The following is a 16,026-nucleotide window of genomic DNA, read 5'->3' as shown; positions in this document are numbered from 1 at the left end:
GACCTGGAGCCGGGACGGAGCGGCCTGGCGCTCGATCAGTGCCTGGAGCAGACCGAGGTACCACGCCAGCGGCGGAGTCCGCTGCCGCGGACGCCTCGCGCAGTCGTCCCAGCGGCGCAGGCGCACGGCATCGGCCGCGTGGGGAAGCGACTGGAAGGCCTGGACCTCCGCCGCGCTCATCGGCCCGCCCTGGAGGACCAGGCTGAAACGGGTGGCAGGCGGCATGGCATCGGCATAGTCGGGTTGCACGGATACCAGGTAGCGCTTAGCCGCCACGTGCAGGCGGATCGGCTCGAGCACGCGCGCATCGAAGCTTTCCGCCAGGTACTCGGCGCCGCGCACTTCGTGCCGATCGTCGAAGTCGCTCTCGCCGGCTTGCCGCGGGGTCGGCAGGAGCTCGCCGATGTCGTGCAGGAAGGCGGCGGCCACCAGCGGCTCGGCAGCGTCGTCTAACTCGGCCAGATGGGCGGTCTGCAACGCGTGATGGAGCAAGCTCATCGGCTCGCCGAACTCGCCGGCGCAGGTGCGTCGCCCGCGCCAGAGGTAGAGGCTTTCGATCCGCTCGATCAGGCTCATGGCTGTTTCCTCGCTGTCCAGGTCACCCTATCCGCCACGTGTGACAGATGGATGACCAGGCCTCGGTGAAAGCACAGCAGCCACCGTCTGCGTCCGGCACGTCCGGGGGTGCCGGACGCACGCGCGGCTCAGTCCGTCGAAGCGGCGTCAAGCAGCCCGCGCACGTAGCCGATCGCGCGCGCGGCGCAGCCGGGGCCGTCCGGCACGTAGTCGAACGGCTCCATCGCCAGCCAGCCCGCGTAGTGCTGGCGCCGCAGCGCGGCGAGGATCGGCGCGAAGCGGTCCTCGCCCTGGCCCGGGCCGAGGCGGTTGCGGTCGTTGAGCTGCACGTGCGCGAGCTGGCCGCCGGGCCAGCAGCGATCGATCAGGTCGGGCAGCGGCTCGGCTTCGGTGGCGCCAGCCGAGCTCGTGTCGAGCATCGTCTTCAAGCCGGGCAGGCCGGCGCCGTCGACGATGGCGAGCGCCTCGGCGATCGTGTTCACCACCTGCGTCTGGCCGCGCGACAGGGGCTCGATGCAGTAGGCGAGGCCGAGCGCGCCGGCGCGCTCGCCGGCGATCAGCCAGGCCTCGGTGGCGCGGGCCAGGGCGTCGGCCGCGCTCTTCCCCGGCTGCGGGTTGCGCTGCGCCGGCGAGCCGTGCACGAGGTAGGTCCCTCCCAGCTGCGCGCAGAGCTCGACGAGGCGGTCGATCACAGCCAGCGTGCGCGCGCGCACGGCGGCATCGGGGCTGCTGATCGAGAGGCCCTGCGGCGCGACGAGGAGCCAGTGCAGGCCGCTGACCACGAGGCCGTGGTCGCGCGCGACGGCGGCCCACGCCGCCGCCTGGGCGTCGGTGATCGTCATCGGGTCGTCGGCAAGCGTGAACGGCGCCACCTCGAGGCCGCGGTAGCCGAGCCGGCTGGCGTACGCGCACTGCTGCGCGAAGGGCCACGGCGCGAGCACTTCGTTGCAGAGCGAGATCCTGTCGATCATGGCGTTGCCCCTGTTGGCACCGGCGCCCGCCGCGCCAGCCAGCGCTGCACCGGCGGCAGCTGGGCCAGCAGCATGGCGAGGACCAGCAGCGCCAGCACGGCGCTGATCGGGCGCGTGAAGAAGGGCAGCAGGCTGCCGTCGGAGAGCACGAGGCCGCGGCGCAGCGACTTGTCGACGATGTCGCCGAGGACGAGGCCGAGCACGAAGGGCGCCACCGGAAAGCCGCGCCGGCGCAGCACGTAGCAGAGGACGCCCGTCACCAGCATGACCCAGACGTCGAACAGGCGCTGCGTGATCGAGTACGAGCCGAGGACGCAGAGCAGGAACACGATCGGCATGATGATCTCGCGCGGCACGCGCAGGACCCAGAGGATGGGCCGGACCAGGATCAGGCCGAAGAGCAGGATCGCGAGCGTCGCGACCAGGGTGATGCCGACCACGTCGTAGATGTACTGCGGCTGGTTGACCATCAGCATGGGGCCGGGCTGGGCGCCGTGAATGATCATCGCCGCCATCAGCACCGCCGCCGGCGCCGAGCCGGGAATGCCGAGCGCCAGGGCCGGGATCAGGGCACCGGGGATGGCGGCGTTGTCGCCGGTCTCGGCGGCGATCAGGCCTTCCACCGAGCCCTTGCCGAACAGCTCGCGCTCCTTGCTGGCGCGCTTGGCCGCCGCGTACGACGACCAGGCGGCCATGTCCTCGCCGACGCCGGGCAGGATGCCGACGAAGACGCCGATCACGCCGGAACGGATGATCGTGCGCCAGTAGCGCAGCAGGTCGACGATCTTCGGCAGGACCGAGTCCTTCGACACCGGCATCGGCTTCAGGCGCGGCTCGCCCATCACCGTGAGGATCTCGGCGAAGCCGAAGGCGCCGACCAGCGCCGGGATCAGGCCGATGCCGCCGGTCATCGCGTTCTGCCCGAAGGTGAAGCGCTCGTAGGCGTGGATAGGGTCGAGGCCGATCGTCGCCACGAACAGGCCGAGCAGGCCCATGAGCCAGCCCTTGACCGGGTTCGCGCCGGTGAGGCTGCCCGACATCATCACGCCGACGAGGCCGAGCCAGAAGAACTCGAAGGCGCCGAACTTCAGCGCCGTCTCGGCGAGCAGCGGCGTGAACATCGCCAGGCAGACGACGCCGAACAGCGAACCGGCGACCGAGCCCGTGGTGGCGATGCCCATCGCCCGCCCGGCCTTGCCCTGGCGGGCCAGCATGTTGCCGTCGAGGCAGGCGGCGGCGTTGGCGGCGGTGCCGGGGATGTTGAGCAGGATGGCGGTGCGGCTGCCGCCGTAGATGGCACCGACGTAGACGCAGATCAGGACCAGGATGGCGTCGGTCGGCGCCATCTTGATCGTCAAGGTCGTGAAGAGGGCGACGCCGAGCGTCGCCGAGAGCCCCGGCAACAGGCCGATGACGATGCCGGCGAGCGTTGCCGCCAGTGCGTAGGCGATCTGCCAGGGGCCGGCGAGCGTGGCCAGGGCCGTGCCGAGGTGGCTCAGCCCCTCCATGCGCCGCCCCCGGTGAGCGCCCGCGGGGCTGACGCGGGCCGGCGCCCGGCCCCCATCACGGCAGGCGGACCAGGAAGACCTGCTCGAACAGCCAGGAAATGAATGCGGCCGCGCCGATCGCGACCGCGAGCGTCTGGGCGACGCCACGGCCGACCCGGCCTTCCTCGCGCCAGACGCGCCAGCTGAAGAAAGACGTGAATACGACGATGAAGATGGCACCTTCGACGACGAAGGGAACGCCGCGGCCCAGCGAGACGCCGGCGAAGAGGACGCAGAGCAGGGCCGCGACCACCGTCCGCCCGCCCGATCCGAGCGTTGCCGCCGTGGCGACGGGGCCCTGCTCGGCGTGGGCGAGGTCCTCGCCCGTGTCGCTGTCCCCGACGAGGCCCTTGCGCATCGCCTGGAGGCCGAGCGCCAGCGCGAACAGCATCATCAGGACACCGATGGCGCCGGGCGTCACGCCCGGCGCCGACCACGGGCTGATGCCCTGGTGGCCGAGGCGGTCCATGCGCCAGGCGGCGACGGTGATCGCCGCCCCGAGGCCGAACCAGACGAGCGCGCTGCCGGCGTCGGCGCGGCGCGACATGGCCGCGTCAGCGCCGGATGCCGAGCGACTCCGGAGAGACCTTGGCCAGGCCCGCGTCCTGCAGCAGGTAGGCGTCGGTGACGACCGTCGGCCAGACGGCGTCGTAGGCAGCCTTGCCGTAGAGCGGCGTGAAGAGCGCGCCCTTCTCGGCAGCGTACTTCTTCAGCTTCTCGGAAGGCACGACGCGCTCGGCCCAGAGCTTCTCGACCGTGGCCACCACCTCCGGCGGCACGCCCTTGGGGATGAAGATGCCGAAGCCGGTCGTCACCTTCGGGAAGTTGGCGACGAACTGCGTGATCGGCGGAATCGACCCGTAGCCCTCGATCGTCAGGGCCTGGTCGGCGACCACCGCGAGCGGCCGCAGCCGCTTGCCCTTGATCATCTCGGCCTGCTCGGGAGCGAGCTGCGTCGTCACCTCGGTCTCGCCCGAGACCGTCGACACCACGGCCGGGTTGCCGCCGTCGTAAGTGACGTGCCGGTACCGGGCGCCGGTCGCGCGCGCGATCGCCTCCATCGCGAAGTGCCCCGACGAGCTGTTGCCCGCGGTCGAGACGGGCACCGGCCGGGTCTTCATGACCTCGAGCAGCTGCGGGAAGCTCTGGTACGGCGTCGACGGGTTGACGCTGACGATCGACACGTTGGTGACGGCGAGGAAGAGATGGAAGTCGTCGACCTTGCTGTTGATCATGCCGAGCACGGGGTACGTGCCGAGCTGCTTGGCCGCGCCGGCGGTCCAGGTGTAGCCGTCCTTCGGCGCGTCCATCGTCGCCTTGGTGCCGATCGAGCCGGCGCCGCCGGGCTGGTTGACGATGACGATCTTCTGGCCGAGACCGGCCTCCATCTCGGACGCGGCCAGCCGAGTCACCTGGTCGGTGGCGCCGCCGGCGGCCCACGGGACGATGATCGTGACCGGCTTGGTCGGCTTCCACTGCGCCTGGGCGATGCCCGGGGCGATCGCGACCGCGGCGAGCAATGTCGCGGCAAAGGCCCTGGCCAAGCCGGCCGGGACAGTCGGCTGAGGATTCGTGTTCACGCAGTCTCCTTGATGTCGCCTCGAACGGGCGCCATCAGCTTACTGCAAGTGAACACGATCCCCTGGGGTGGCGAACCAGGGCAAGGCGTCATGCCCTGGTCTGTTCAGCCGATCAGCGGCCGTGCCAGCGCCCGCCGTGACCGCCGTCGTGGTGGTAGCGACGCGAGTTGTCGTAGCGGTCGTGGCGGTTCGGGATGCCGTCGCCGTCGCGATCCCAGCGCGGGTTGTGGATGCGGTCGTAACGGTTCGGGATGCCGTCGCCGTCGGCGTCGCGCCAGCCGCCACCCTGGCCTCGATAGCCTTGGTGGTAACCCCCGCCGTAGCCGGGGTCGTACACGTGCACCGGCGCGCCGATGACGATCGGAGCCGGCCGGACGAACACCGGGGCGGGGGCGCCGAAGTACACGGGAGCCGGGTTGCCGATCGTGACCGACCACTGCACGTCGTCGCGGCCACGCGCCTCGGCCAGGCTGGCGCCGAGGGCTCCGGCGAGGGCCACGGCGACGACGGCGATCTTCTTGACGTTCAACATCTGGGTTCTCCTGTTTCTCGCCGCCTCGGGAACCGCGGCGGTGCATGCGCTATTCAACGCGCCAGGCCGATCGGGAGTACCGGATCCGGGTCAACGTCGTGTAAAGAAGATCGAACCTAGACCGTGCGTTTCCGACGCGCCGGGGCCGCGTCGGCGATGCCCGGCGGCAGGCGGGCGAGCATCCAGCGGATGGCCAGCGGCACCAGGACCAGGTCGTCGACGATGCCGATCACCGGCAGGACGTCCGGAATCAGGTCGATCGGCGAGAACACGTACAGGACGAGCAGGGCCGTGCCGGCCTTCAGCCAGGCGGGCGCCAGCGGATGACGCAGTGCGAACCACAGGCGGCGTGCGTCGCCGCGCGCGAGGCTCCACAGCACGGTCAGGCGTTTCCACATGGCGCAATCTCCAGGTCGGGTGCTGAGCTCAAAGTGGGGTCGGCCGGGAAGCCCACAAGGGATCTGGCCCAACACCGACGGGCCGCCTGTGAACGGTTTGTCATCGTCAGGCCAGCGCAGCGAAGCGGTCGACCAAGAAGTCGTAGACGCGGCGCAGGCGCGGGCTGGCGCGCACTTCCTGATGCACGGTCAGCCACACCGGGAGGGCCGGGGTCGGCGCGTCGTGCAGGATCCTTCGCACCGCCGGCTCTCGGTCGCCGATCACGGTGGTGATGAAGCCGATGCCGACCCCGGCGCGGACCAGGTTCCAGGCGACGACGTGGCTGTTGCTGGCCATCGCGAAGCGCAGGCGGCCCTCGTCGAGACCGGCGTGGATGAGCCCGGCGCGCAGGATGTCGCCGTGGTTCGACGCCACCAGGTCGTGCTCGAGCAACGCCTGGAAGTCGGTCGGCTCGCCGCGGCGGTCGAGGTAGTCGCGGTGCGCATAGATGCCGACCGGAAGGTCGACGACCTTGCGCGCCACCAATTCGGGCTGGTCGGGCCGGACCATCCGAACCGCGATGTCGGCCTCGCGCTCGACGAGGTCCGAGACCTCGTCGGTGGCGATGATGAGCATGTCGATCTCCGGCTGCTCGCGCCGCAGGTCGGCCAGCATGTCGGGGAGGAGATGGGCCGCCATCAGCTCGCTGGCGGAAAGGCGGGCGACGCCGCGCAGCGTGGTGCCAAGCCCCTGCGTGATCCGGGCCACGGCGAGCGCCTGCTCGTGCATCGCTCGCACGGGACTGATCAGAGCCTTCGCCATCTCCGTCAGCGCCATGCCCCGGGCGGTGCGTTCGAACAGGGTGATCCCGAGCGACTCCTCGAGCGCCGAGATCTGCCGGGTCAGCGTCGGCTGCGACAGTTCCAGCGTCGCCGCGGCCTTCGAGAGCGACCCTTCTTCGGCGACGCGCAGGAACAGTCGGAGTGCATCCCACGGGGTGCGCAGCGGCTCGGCAGGGGCGGGCATGCCCCGATCATCGGCCATGGCGACGGACTTCATGCAACCGCGCATGGCCGCCATGCGCCGGTGGGTGTTCCGTGCCGGGACAGGGCGCCGAAGAATGACCCGTCCCCAGCATCCGCAAGGTGTTCTGCCATGTCCCCCAGCTTCTCCCGCGCGGGCGCCGCCCCTTCGCCCGTGGACGCGGCAGCGCCAGCGTCGCACCGCTCACGCGCGCTTGCCGTCTTCGCGATCGTGCCGGTCTCGCTGGGCACCATCGTCGAGGGATCGCGCCTTCTGGCCGGGCTGGCGCTGGCGCTGCTCGCCGTCGCCCTGCCCACCGCGCTGCTCGGTGCCCTTGACGAGCGCACGGTGAACGGTCTGCCCTGGACTGCGAACGTCTGGGCCAAGCCGCTCAAGTTCCAGCTGGCCATGGCCCTGCAGATGCTGAGCGTCGCCTGGGCGCTGGGCTGGATGCGGCAGCGCGGCCTGGCGGTGCCGGCGCGCAGGGCGATGGTCGCGCTGCTGCTGATCGTCGTCGTGTTCGAGGCGGCCTACATCACGGTGCAGGGCGGCCGCGGCGTCGCTTCGCACTTCAATCGCGCCACGCCGCTCGAGAGCGTCGCGGCCTCGCTGATGGCCGGGGGAGCCGGCGTGCTCGTCAGTGCCAGTGCCTGGGTCGGCCTGGTCGCACTCCGGCACTGGTGGCGCTCCGCTGCGGGAACGCGCGAGCCGATGCTCCTGGCCATCGGCGTGGGCTTCGTCGCCATGTTCTTTCTCGCCGGCTACACGGGCTCGGCCATGGGCGAGCGGCGCGGGCCTTTCGTTCAGGCCGTCATGCAGGCCGGCCCCGCCTTGCCGCTGACCGCCTGGCGGCTCGACATCGGCGACCTGCGCGTCGCCCACTTCTTCGCGGTTCATGCCATGCAGGCCATTCCGTTCGCTGCCTGGCTGGCACGACGCGCGCCGCGCCGATTCGCCCACGGGTGGATCGTCGTGGCTTCGCTCGTCTGGGCCGCGCTGACCCTTGCCCTGATGCAGTGGGCACTGGCGAACCGGGGCCTGCCCTCCTGAGCCTCCGTCGCAGCGCAGTCGGGCGAGCCGCTGGCTGCCACGCGCCTAGGGGTCCGTGTCGGGCCAGAGCTCGGCCATCGCCGCGACGAAGCGCGCGGCGATGGCGTCGGCGCCCGGATGCCGATGGCCCGACACGACCCAGTGTCCGGCGACCATCACGTCGCGCCAGGGCGAGCCGGGGCTCGAGAAGACGAGGCCGTCGAGCAGCCGCTTCGTGCCGATCCCGAGCAGGGCCGGATCGCTGCGGTCGACCACCAGCGCATCGGCGCGGGCGCCGGCGACGAGGCCCCACGCCGGTTCGCCCGCGGCAGCTGCGCCGGCGTCGACGGCGCAATCGAACAGGCGCTCCGCGGTCGACGGCCGGCCGGCCTCGGGAGCCGCCGCCACGTTGCGCCGGCGCAGGACGAGGCGCTGCCCGTACTCGAGCAGGCGCAGCTCCTCGGGCCAGGCGCGGGTGACGTGGCTGTCCGAGCCGACCGACATCGGCACACCGGCGCCGAGCCAGCCGGCGAGGTCGCCCAGGCCGTCGCCGAGGTTGGCCTCGGTGCTAGGGCAGATCACCACGCCGGCGCCGCTGCGGGCAACGGCCTCGATTTCCGCAGGCGTGGCGTGCGTGGCGTGGACGAGCTGCCAGCGCGCATCGAGCCGCGCTTCGCGGGCCAGCCATTCGATCGGCCGCGCGCCGGTCGCCGCGACGGCGGCGTCGACCTCGGCCTGCTGCTCGGCGACATGGACGTGGATCGGCCCGCTCCACCCGTCGGCGAGGTGGCGGAGGCGGGCGATCGAGCCGGGGCTCGCCGCGCGCAGCGAGTGGATGGCGAGACCGGCGCGAAGGCGTGGCCGGCCGCTCGACGCCAACGCCGTGGCGAGCCGCCAGACGTCGTCGGCCGAGGCGGCGAAGCGCCGCTGCTCGGGGCGCAGGGCGGCGTCGGCGAAGCCGGCCCGCTCGTACAGCACCGGCAGCATCGTGACGCCGATGCCGGCGTCCGCGCCGGCGTCGGCCACGGCCCAGGCGAGCTCGAGCGGGTCGGCGTAAGGCGAGCCGTCCGGCCGGTGCTGCAGGTAGTGGAACTCGCAGACCTGCGTGTAGCCGCCGCGCAGCAGCTCGACGTGGAGCTGCGCCGCCACCGCGCGCAGCTGCGCCGGCGTGATGCGCAGGGCGACGCCGTACATGCGCTCGCGCCACGACCAGAAGTCGTCGGCTGCGGCCGACTCACGGCGCTCGGCCAGGCCGGCGAAGGCGCGCTGGAAGGCGTGGCTGTGTGCGTCGACGAGGCCGGGCAGCAGCGGCCCGGCGAGCACGGCGCTGCCCGGCGGCGGCGCGGCGACGCCGGGCGTGACCTCGGCCCAGCGGCCGTCGCCGCCGATGCGCAGCAGCACGTGCTCGTGCCAGCCGCCGGGCAGCCAGGCGTGCTCGGCCCAGAGGGCGGCCGGGCGGGCGCCCGCTTCGCTGCCGGTCACCGCGTCAGCCACCCGGCCGCCAGGCCAGGGCGGTCTCGAGCAGGCGGCGCAGCAGCGGCGCGAGGCGCTCGCTGCGCGCCGCCTCGACTTCGTACGGCGCCGCCTCGGCCATGTAGCAGGACCAGCACATTTCCAGCTGCACCGCGTGCACGCCGGCCGCTGGCCGGCCGTACTCGCGCGTGATGTAGCCGCCCTTGAAGCGGCCGTCGGTGACGTGGCTGAACTGCGACTGCGCGTCGAGCACGCGCATCAGGTCGTCGCGCAAGCCGGGGGCGCAGCTCGCGCCGCCGGCGGTGCCGAGGTTGAGGTCGGGCAGGCGGCCTTCGAACAGCCACGGCAGCGCCGACTGGATGCTGTGCCCGTCCCACAGGACGGCGTGGCCGTGCGCTGCCTTCAGCCGGTCGAGCTCGCCGCGCAGCGCGGCGTGGTACGGGCGCCAGTAGCGCACGACGCGCTCGGCGATCTCGGCCCCGCCGGGCGCCTGGCCGTCGCGGTACAGCGGGTCGCCGCTGAAGAAGCGGGTCGGGCAGAGCTCGGTGTTGTTGACGCCGGGGTACATCGGCGTGTCGGCCGGCGGCCGGTTCAGGTCGACGACGTAGCGCGAGTGGCGCGGCACGAGCAGGCTCGCGCCGAGCTCGCCGGCGAAGGCGTAGAGTCGCTCGAGGTGCCAGTCGGTGTCCTCGACGGCGAGGGCACGCGGCACGAGGCGGTCGCGCAGCGGCTCCGGGATGTGCGTGCCGACGTGCGGCAGGCTGACGAGCATGGGCACGCGGCCCCGGTGCAGGCTGAAGACGTCGCTGCTCATCGGCGTTCGTTCCCCGCAGCCGCCCGCTCGACGCCGCCCTGCACGACGCGCACCGGCCTGTCGCCGCCGAACCAGTACGCCAGCTCGGCAGGATGGCCGAGCTGCCAGATCGCGAAATCGGCACGCTGCCCGGCGACGAGCTGGCCCCGGTCGTGCAGGCCGAGGGCGCGGGCGCCGTTCACCGTCATCCCGCGCACCGCCTCCTCGGGCGTCAGCCGGAACAGCGTGCAGGCCATGTTCATCATGAGCAGCGGCGACAGGGTCGGCGACGAGCCCGGGTTGTGGTCGGTGGCGATGGCGATCGGCACGCCGGCGGCGCGCAGCGCCGCGACCGGCGGCAGCGTCGTCTCGCGCAGGAAGTAATACGCGCCGGGCAGGAGCACGGCGACCGTGCCGGCGGCCGCCATGGCCCGGATGCCTTCGTCCGTCAGGTATTCGAGGTGGTCGCACGACAGCGCAGCGAATTCGGCGGCGAGGGCGGCGCCGCCTTCGTCGCGCAGCTGCTCGGCGTGCAGCTTGACCGGAATGCCGAGCGCGCGTGCCGCTGCGAAGACGCGCCGCGTCTGCGTGGCGCTGAAGCCGATGCGGTCGCAGAAGGCGTCGACGGCGTCGACCAGGCCCTCGGCGTGCAGGGCCGGCAGCCAGGCGCAGGCGGCATCGATGTAGGCGTCGGCGCGGCCCTCGAACTCGGGCGGCAGGGCGTGCGCCGAGAGGCACGTGGCGCGCACCGTCAACGGCAGCTCGCGGCCGAGCCGGCGCACGACGCGCAGGCAGCGCGCTTCGTCGGCGGCGCTGAGGCCGTAGCCGGACTTGGCTTCCAGCGTCGTCACGCCTTCGCGCATCAGCGCCAGGGCACGGGTGCGCGCGGTCGCGAACAGGTCTTCGTCGCTGGCGGCTCGGGAGCCGCGACGGTCGAGCGGATGCCGCCGCCGGCCAGCGCGATCTGCTCGTAGCTCGCGCCCTGCAGGCGGAGCTCGAACTCGCGCGCCCGCTCGCCGGCGTAGACCAGGTGCGTGTGGCAGTCGACCAGGCCCGGCGTGACGAGCGCGCCGCCGAGGTCGTGCTCGGCCTCCACCTGCAGCGACGCCGGCAGGTCGCCCTCGGCGCCGACCCAGGCGAGCTGCCCGGCCTCGGCGACGATCGCGCCGCGTTCGATCCAGCCCCAGGGCGCACCCGGCGCGAGCGTCGCCAATCGGGCGTTGCGCCAGAGCGTCGGTGCCACCGTGGCGGTCCTCGTCAGCGCTTGGGCCCGGCGCTCACGCACATCCACCAGCCGAGCGTCGCGGCGCGGCGCTGGCCGCCGATGAAGGCCAGCGTGCGCGGCGCCGTGTCGAACCAGAGGAGCGCGTGCGCCGGCACCTCCGTCTCGTGCCCGTCGAACTTGCAGCAACCGTCGACGGCGGTGAACAGGCCGCACTGGTCCGACTCGGGGTGCCAGGGCGCGGCGTCGGTGGCGACGCCCATCGAGCCGTGCGCACCGGTGCGCAGCATGAGGTTCAGTGCGCAGGCCGGCCCGTCGACGAGCTTGCACGACGGCGCCTCGGCGCCGTCGAAGGACAGCGGCGCGCTGCTGCGCATGACGCGTCGGGTCGCGGTGGCGAAGCGCAGCTCGACGCCGGCGCCCTTGAAGATGACGAACCAGCGTTCGGTCTCGGGGTAGCTCGAGAACGGGCCGTCGGCGGCGATGTCGGCGACGCTGACCCGCCACAGCCGCTCGCTCGCATCCGGCCCCTCGAGCAGGTCGCGGCGAACGCCGCCGCCGTTGCGCCAGGGCTGCGGCTCGGCGTCGTCGACGCGGATGAGGCGGGGCTGCATGGGCCGGACGATACCCCCACCGAACCAAGCCCACACCGGGGACGGACCACCGCTCGTCCAGCCCGGCGAGCCGACTACGATGGCGCCTGCACATGCTCTCGCGAGGCCTGCCATGACCGACCTCTCCACCCAGCGCCACATCGCCCTGCCGCGGCCGGTCCGCGCCCCGCGCGGCACGGCCCTCAGCTGCCGCAACTGGCTCATCGAGGGAGCCTTCCGGATGATCCAGAACAACCTCGATCCCGAGGTCGCCGAGAACCCGGACGCGCTCGTCGTCTACGGCGGCATCGGCAAGGCGGCCCGCGACTGGGCCTCATTCGAGGCGATCCTCAAGGCGCTGCGCGAGCTCGGCGAGGACGAGTCGCTGCTGATCCAGTCGGGCAAGCCGGTCGGCGTCTTCCGCACCACGGTCGACTCGCCGCGCGTGCTGATCGCGAACTCGAACCTGGTGCCGAAATGGGCGACCTGGGAGCACTTCCACGAGCTCGACCGCAAGGGCCTGATGATGTACGGCCAGATGACGGCCGGCTCGTGGAACTACATCGGCAGCCAGGGCATCGTCCAGGGCACCTACGAGACCTTTGTCGAGGCCGGCCGCCAGCATTACCCTATGAGCCCCTCGCCCGCCGAGTACGGCGGCCGGTCCCCCGAGGGGACGGCGCCGGGCTTGGGGCGGCCCGGCGCTCCGGCGGGCGGCGAGTGGGCCGGCCGCTGGATCCTCACCGCCGGCCTCGGTGGGATGGGCGGGGCGCAGCCGCTGGCGGCGAGCTTCGCCGGCGCCTCGTCGCTGACCATCGAGTGCCAGCAGAGCCGGATCGACTTCCGCCTGCGCTCGCGCTATCTCGACGAGCAGGCCAGCGACGTCGACGACGCGCTGCAGCGCATGCAGCGCTACGCGACCGAGAAGCGGGCGGTCTCGGTCGGCCTGCTCGGCAACGCCGCCGAGCTCGTCCCCGAGCTGCTGCGCCGGGCCCGCGCGGGCGGGCCGCGGCCCGACCTCGTCACCGACCAGACCTCGGCGCACGACCTCGTCAACGGCTACCTGCCGGCCGGCTGGAGCGTCGAGCGCTGGCGCGCCGCGCAGGCCGACGCCGACCAGCACGGCGCGCTGCGCGACGCCGCTGCGGCGAGCTGCGCCGCGCACGTGCGGGCGATGCTCGGCTTCCAGGCGCTCGGCGTCCCGGTCGTCGACTACGGCAACAACATCCGCCAGGTCGCGCTCGACCGGGGCGTCGCCGACGCCTTCGCCTTCCCCGGCTTCGTGCCGGCCTACATCCGGCCGCTCTTCTGCCGCGGCAAGGGCCCGTTCCGCTGGGTCGCGCTGTCCGGCGACCCCGAGGACATCCGCCGGACCGACGCGAAGATGAAGGAGCTGTTCCCCGCCGATGCCCACCTGCACCGCTGGCTCGACATGGCCGGCGAGCGCATCGCTTTCCAGGGCCTGCCGGCGCGCATCTGCTGGATCGGCCTCGGCGAGCGCGACAAGGCCGGGCTCGCCTTCAACGCGATGGTGAAGTCGGGCGAGCTGAAGGCGCCGATCGTGATCGGCCGCGACCATCTCGACGCCGGCTCGGTCGCCTCGCCGAACCGCGAGACCGAGAGCATGAAGGACGGCAGCGACGCCGTCTCCGACTGGCCGCTGCTGAACGCGCTGCTCGCCACCGCCGGCGGCGCGACCTGGGTCTCGTTCCACCACGGCGGCGGCGTCGGCATGGGCTACTCGCAGCACGCCGGCGTCGTCATCGTCTGCGACGGCACCGATGCGGCGGCCAAGCGCATCGAGCGCGTGCTCTGGAACGACCCGGCCACGGGCGTCATGCGCCACGCCGATGCCGGCTACGAGGAGGCGATCGCCAGCGCCCGCGAGCATGGCCTGAAGCTGCCGATGCTGACGGCCACGTCATCCTGAGCGCAGCGAAGGATCCCGGCGCGTGACGCATCTCGAGCTCGACACGCTCAGTCTCGAACAGCTCCAGGCGATCCACGGCGGCGGCGTCTCGCTGCGCATCCCGGAACGCTCGCGCAGTCGCATGCGCGCCAGCGCCGCCGTCGTGCAGCGGGCCGCGGCCGGCCACGCGCCGGTCTACGGCGTCAACACCGGCTTCGGCAAGCTCGCGGGGACGCGCATCGACGCGGTCGACCTGGCGACGCTGCAGCTCAACCTGATCCGCTCGCACAGCGTCGGCGTCGGCGCGCCGCTCGAGCCCGCCGTGGTCCGGCTGATGCTGGCGATGAAGGCGGCCAGCCTGGCGCGCGGCCATTCGGGCGTGCGCGAGTCGGTCGTCGATGCCCTCGTCGCTGCGCACAACGCCGGCCTCGTGCCGTGCATCCCGGCCCAGGGCTCGGTCGGCGCGTCGGGCGACCTCGCGCCGCTGGCGCACCTGACGCTGGCGCTGATCGGCGAGGGCGAGTTCCTGGTCGACGGCGAGCGGCGGCCGGCGGCGGCGGTGCTGCGCGAGGCCGGCATCGAGCCGCTCGTCCTCGCCGCCAAGGAAGGGTTGGCGCTCATCAACGGGACGCAGGTCTCCACGGCGCTGGCCCTGCACGCCCTGTTCCGCTTCGAGCCGGTGCTCGAGTCGGCGCTCGTGATCGGTGCGCTCACCGTCGATGCGGCGCGCGGCAGCGACGGGCCGTTCGACCCGCGCATCCACGCCTTGCGCGGCCAGCCGGGGCAGATCGACGTCGCCCAGTACTACCGCGCGCTGCTCCTCGGCAGCGGCATCCGCCGCTCGCACCTCGAAGGCGACGACCGCGTGCAGGACCCGTACAGCCTGCGCTGCCAGCCGCAGGTCGTCGGCGCCTGCCTCGACCAGCTGCGCCACGCCGCGCTCGTGCTGCTGCGCGAGGCCAACGCGGTGACCGACAACCCGCTCGTCTTTGCCGGCGAGGAAGGGCAGGGCGGGGGCGCCGGCACGATCGTCTCCGGCGGCAACTTCCACGCCGAGCCGGTGGCGCTCGCCGCCGACGCGATGGCCGTCGCCATCGCCGAGGTCGGTGCCATCGCCGAGCGCCGCATCGCCATGCTCATCGACGCCGGCGTCTCGCGCCTGCCGCCGTTCCTCACGGCCGAGCCGGGGCTCAACTCCGGTTTCATGATCGCGCACGTGACGGCGGCGTCGCTGGCCAGCGAGAACAAGTCGCTGGCGCATCCGGCCAGCGTCGACAGCCTGCCGACGAGCGCCAACCAGGAGGACCACGTCTCCATGGCGACCTTCGCGGCGCGGCGGCTGCAGCCGATGATCGACAACACCGCGCACATCCTCGGCATCGAGCTGCTCGCCGCCGCCCAGGGCATCGAGTTCCTGCGCCCGCTCGCCAGCTCGCCGCCGCTCGAGGAGGCGCATGCCCTGATCAGGCTACAGTGCCCGGCGATGCCCACCGACCGCTATCTCGCCCCTGACATCGAGCGCGCGACGGCGCTCGTGCACGACGGCTCGCTGGCGCGCGTCTTGCGAACCCTGCCCGGACTGCCGCCGCTCTGGTATGCCGCCTGAGCCTGCGGCCCGAACGACTTTCCGCTCGACCTCCCGCTACCGAAAGGAACCCCATGAAGAAGCATCTCCTCGCCTTCGCCGCCACTGCACTCCTGGCCACGCTGGCGAGCGCGCAGGACACCAAGGTCGCCATCGGCATCTCCGGCTGGACCGGCTTCGCGCCGCTGACGCTGGCCAAGGAGGCCGGCATCTACAAGAAGCACGGCCTAGACGTCACGATCAAGAAGATCCCGCAGAAGGATCGCCACCTCGCCATCGCCTCGGGCGACGTGCAGTGCGCCGCCACCACGGTCGAGACCTGGATCGGCTGGAACGCCGCCGGCATCGCGACGACGCAGATCTTTCAGCTCGACAAGAGCTATGGCGCCGACGGCATGGTCGTCAAGCCCGGCATCCTGAAGATCGCCGACCTGAAGGGCAAGACGGTCGCCGCCAGCCCGCCGGGCACGTCGCCGTATTTCGCCCTGGCCTGGTTCCTGAAGAAGAACGGCCTGTCGCCGAAGGACGTGACCGTCGTCAACCTCGAGCCGCAGGCCGCGGCCAACGCGATGATCGCCGGCACCGCCGGCATCGACGCCGCCATGACCTACGAACCCTACCTCTCGGCCGTGCGGGCCAAGCCCGAGGCCGGCAAGATCATCGCCACGACGCTCGACTACCCGATGGTGATGGACACCTTCGGCTGCACGCCGAAGTTCCTGGCCGAGAACCCGAAGGCGGCGAAGGCCCTGGCCGACGGCTACTTCGACGCCCTCGAGATGATCAAGGCCGATCCGAAGAAGAGCTTCGAGATC

Annotated in this window: 16 protein-coding genes; 4 read left to right on the top strand and 12 right to left on the bottom strand. The window is 72.4% G+C overall.

Annotated features, from left to right (window positions below):
* The 8 genes from AC30N0_RS09510 to AC30N0_RS09475 form a co-directional block, all read right to left on the bottom strand.
* On the bottom strand, positions 1–576 hold a 576-nt coding region (locus AC30N0_RS09510), incomplete at its 3' end, for an HD domain-containing protein (protein ID WP_489517684.1).
* Positions 577–704: 128 nt separating this feature from the next.
* On the bottom strand, positions 705–1,547 hold the full coding sequence (locus AC30N0_RS09505; RefSeq protein ID WP_489517683.1) for a sugar phosphate isomerase/epimerase family protein: 843 nt from the start codon (positions 1,545–1,547) through the stop codon (positions 705–707).
* Positions 1,544–3,055 carry a tripartite tricarboxylate transporter permease gene (locus AC30N0_RS09500; protein ID WP_489517682.1) on the bottom strand — a complete coding sequence of 504 codons (1,512 nt, stop codon included), beginning with the start codon at positions 3,053–3,055 and terminating at the stop codon, positions 1,544–1,546. The genes AC30N0_RS09505 and AC30N0_RS09500 overlap by 4 nt, the downstream gene beginning before the upstream one ends.
* A gap of 55 nt (positions 3,056–3,110) precedes the next feature.
* Complete coding sequence (locus tag AC30N0_RS09495; protein WP_489517681.1) at positions 3,111–3,641, bottom strand: tripartite tricarboxylate transporter TctB family protein; 531 nt, start codon at positions 3,639–3,641, stop codon at positions 3,111–3,113.
* Positions 3,642–3,648: 7 nt separating this feature from the next.
* Positions 3,649–4,674: a Bug family tripartite tricarboxylate transporter substrate binding protein gene (locus AC30N0_RS09490; protein ID WP_489517680.1), complete on the bottom strand. Its 1,026-nt coding sequence runs from the start codon at positions 4,672–4,674 to the stop codon at positions 3,649–3,651.
* A 112-nt stretch (positions 4,675–4,786) separates the two neighbouring features.
* Complete coding sequence (locus AC30N0_RS09485) at positions 4,787–5,206, bottom strand: hypothetical protein (RefSeq protein ID WP_489517679.1); 420 nt, start codon at positions 5,204–5,206, stop codon at positions 4,787–4,789.
* 116 nt (positions 5,207–5,322) lie between these two features.
* Complete coding sequence (locus AC30N0_RS09480; RefSeq protein WP_489517678.1) at positions 5,323–5,604, bottom strand: YkvA family protein; 282 nt, start codon at positions 5,602–5,604, stop codon at positions 5,323–5,325.
* A gap of 106 nt (positions 5,605–5,710) precedes the next feature.
* Entirely contained in the window at positions 5,711–6,610 is a 900-nt protein-coding gene (locus AC30N0_RS09475; RefSeq protein ID WP_489517677.1) for a LysR family transcriptional regulator, read from the bottom strand.
* A gap of 129 nt (positions 6,611–6,739) precedes the next feature.
* Between AC30N0_RS09475 and AC30N0_RS09470 the strand changes: the two genes are divergently transcribed.
* Positions 6,740–7,657 (top strand): hypothetical protein, encoded by a 918-nt coding sequence (locus AC30N0_RS09470; protein ID WP_489517676.1) that lies wholly within the window; start codon positions 6,740–6,742, stop codon positions 7,655–7,657.
* Between the two features lie 45 nt (positions 7,658–7,702).
* Here AC30N0_RS09470 and AC30N0_RS09465 read toward each other — a convergent pair whose 3' ends face one another.
* From AC30N0_RS09465 to AC30N0_RS09450, 4 genes are all read right to left on the bottom strand, one after another.
* A complete protein-coding gene (locus AC30N0_RS09465) occupies positions 7,703–9,118 on the bottom strand; it encodes a formimidoylglutamate deiminase (RefSeq protein ID WP_489517675.1) in 1,416 nt (471 codons plus the stop codon).
* Positions 9,119–9,122: 4 nt separating this feature from the next.
* Positions 9,123–9,923, bottom strand: coding sequence for an N-formylglutamate deformylase (gene hutG, locus AC30N0_RS09460; RefSeq protein WP_489517674.1), 801 nt, complete (start codon positions 9,921–9,923; stop codon positions 9,123–9,125).
* Positions 9,920–10,945, bottom strand: a complete 1,026-nt coding sequence (gene hutI, locus AC30N0_RS09455) for an imidazolonepropionase (RefSeq protein ID WP_489517685.1) — start codon at positions 10,943–10,945, stop codon at positions 9,920–9,922. The genes hutG and hutI overlap by 4 nt, the downstream gene beginning before the upstream one ends.
* 214 nt (positions 10,946–11,159) lie before the next feature.
* Positions 11,160–11,738 carry a HutD/Ves family protein gene (locus tag AC30N0_RS09450; protein ID WP_489517673.1) on the bottom strand — a complete coding sequence of 193 codons (579 nt, stop codon included), beginning with the start codon at positions 11,736–11,738 and terminating at the stop codon, positions 11,160–11,162.
* A 112-nt stretch (positions 11,739–11,850) separates the two neighbouring features.
* Between AC30N0_RS09450 and hutU the strand changes: the two genes are divergently transcribed.
* From hutU to AC30N0_RS09435, 3 genes are all read left to right on the top strand, one after another.
* Positions 11,851–13,647 (top strand): urocanate hydratase, encoded by a 1,797-nt coding sequence (gene hutU / locus AC30N0_RS09445; protein ID WP_489517672.1) that lies wholly within the window; start codon positions 11,851–11,853, stop codon positions 13,645–13,647.
* Positions 13,648–13,669: 22 nt separating this feature from the next.
* Positions 13,670–15,232 (top strand): histidine ammonia-lyase, encoded by a 1,563-nt coding sequence (gene hutH / locus AC30N0_RS09440; RefSeq protein WP_489517671.1) that lies wholly within the window; start codon positions 13,670–13,672, stop codon positions 15,230–15,232.
* Positions 15,233–15,285: 53 nt separating this feature from the next.
* The coding region (locus tag AC30N0_RS09435; RefSeq protein ID WP_489517670.1) for an ABC transporter substrate-binding protein at positions 15,286–16,026 on the top strand (741 nt) is incomplete at its 3' end.

This window comes from Rhizobacter sp., from assembly GCF_031412495.1.
GTDB lineage: Bacteria > Pseudomonadota > Gammaproteobacteria > Burkholderiales > Burkholderiaceae_C > Schlegelella_A.
This window is presented reverse-complemented; position numbering and strand designations above follow the sequence as displayed.

What these genes read in the sequence shown, in the direction of transcription:
- AC30N0_RS09505 (WP_489517683.1), bottom strand. Translation starts at nt 1,547, where the DNA reads ATGATCGACAGGATCTCGCTCTGCAACGAAGTGCTCGCGCCGTGGCCC.
- AC30N0_RS09500 (WP_489517682.1), bottom strand. Translation starts at nt 3,055, where the DNA reads ATGGAGGGGCTGAGCCACCTCGGCACGGCCCTGGCCACGCTCGCCGGC.
- AC30N0_RS09495 (WP_489517681.1), bottom strand. Translation starts at nt 3,641, where the DNA reads ATGTCGCGCCGCGCCGACGCCGGCAGCGCGCTCGTCTGGTTCGGCCTC.
- AC30N0_RS09485 (WP_489517679.1), bottom strand. Translation starts at nt 5,206, where the DNA reads ATGTTGAACGTCAAGAAGATCGCCGTCGTCGCCGTGGCCCTCGCCGGA.
- AC30N0_RS09480 (WP_489517678.1), bottom strand. Translation starts at nt 5,604, where the DNA reads ATGTGGAAACGCCTGACCGTGCTGTGGAGCCTCGCGCGCGGCGACGCA.
- AC30N0_RS09475 (WP_489517677.1), bottom strand. Translation starts at nt 6,610, where the DNA reads ATGCCCGCCCCTGCCGAGCCGCTGCGCACCCCGTGGGATGCACTCCGA.
- AC30N0_RS09470 (WP_489517676.1), top strand. Translation starts at nt 6,740, where the DNA reads ATGTCCCCCAGCTTCTCCCGCGCGGGCGCCGCCCCTTCGCCCGTGGAC.
- hutG (WP_489517674.1), bottom strand. Translation starts at nt 9,923, where the DNA reads ATGAGCAGCGACGTCTTCAGCCTGCACCGGGGCCGCGTGCCCATGCTC.
- AC30N0_RS09450 (WP_489517673.1), bottom strand. Translation starts at nt 11,738, where the DNA reads ATGCAGCCCCGCCTCATCCGCGTCGACGACGCCGAGCCGCAGCCCTGG.
- hutU (WP_489517672.1), top strand. Translation starts at nt 11,851, where the DNA reads ATGACCGACCTCTCCACCCAGCGCCACATCGCCCTGCCGCGGCCGGTC.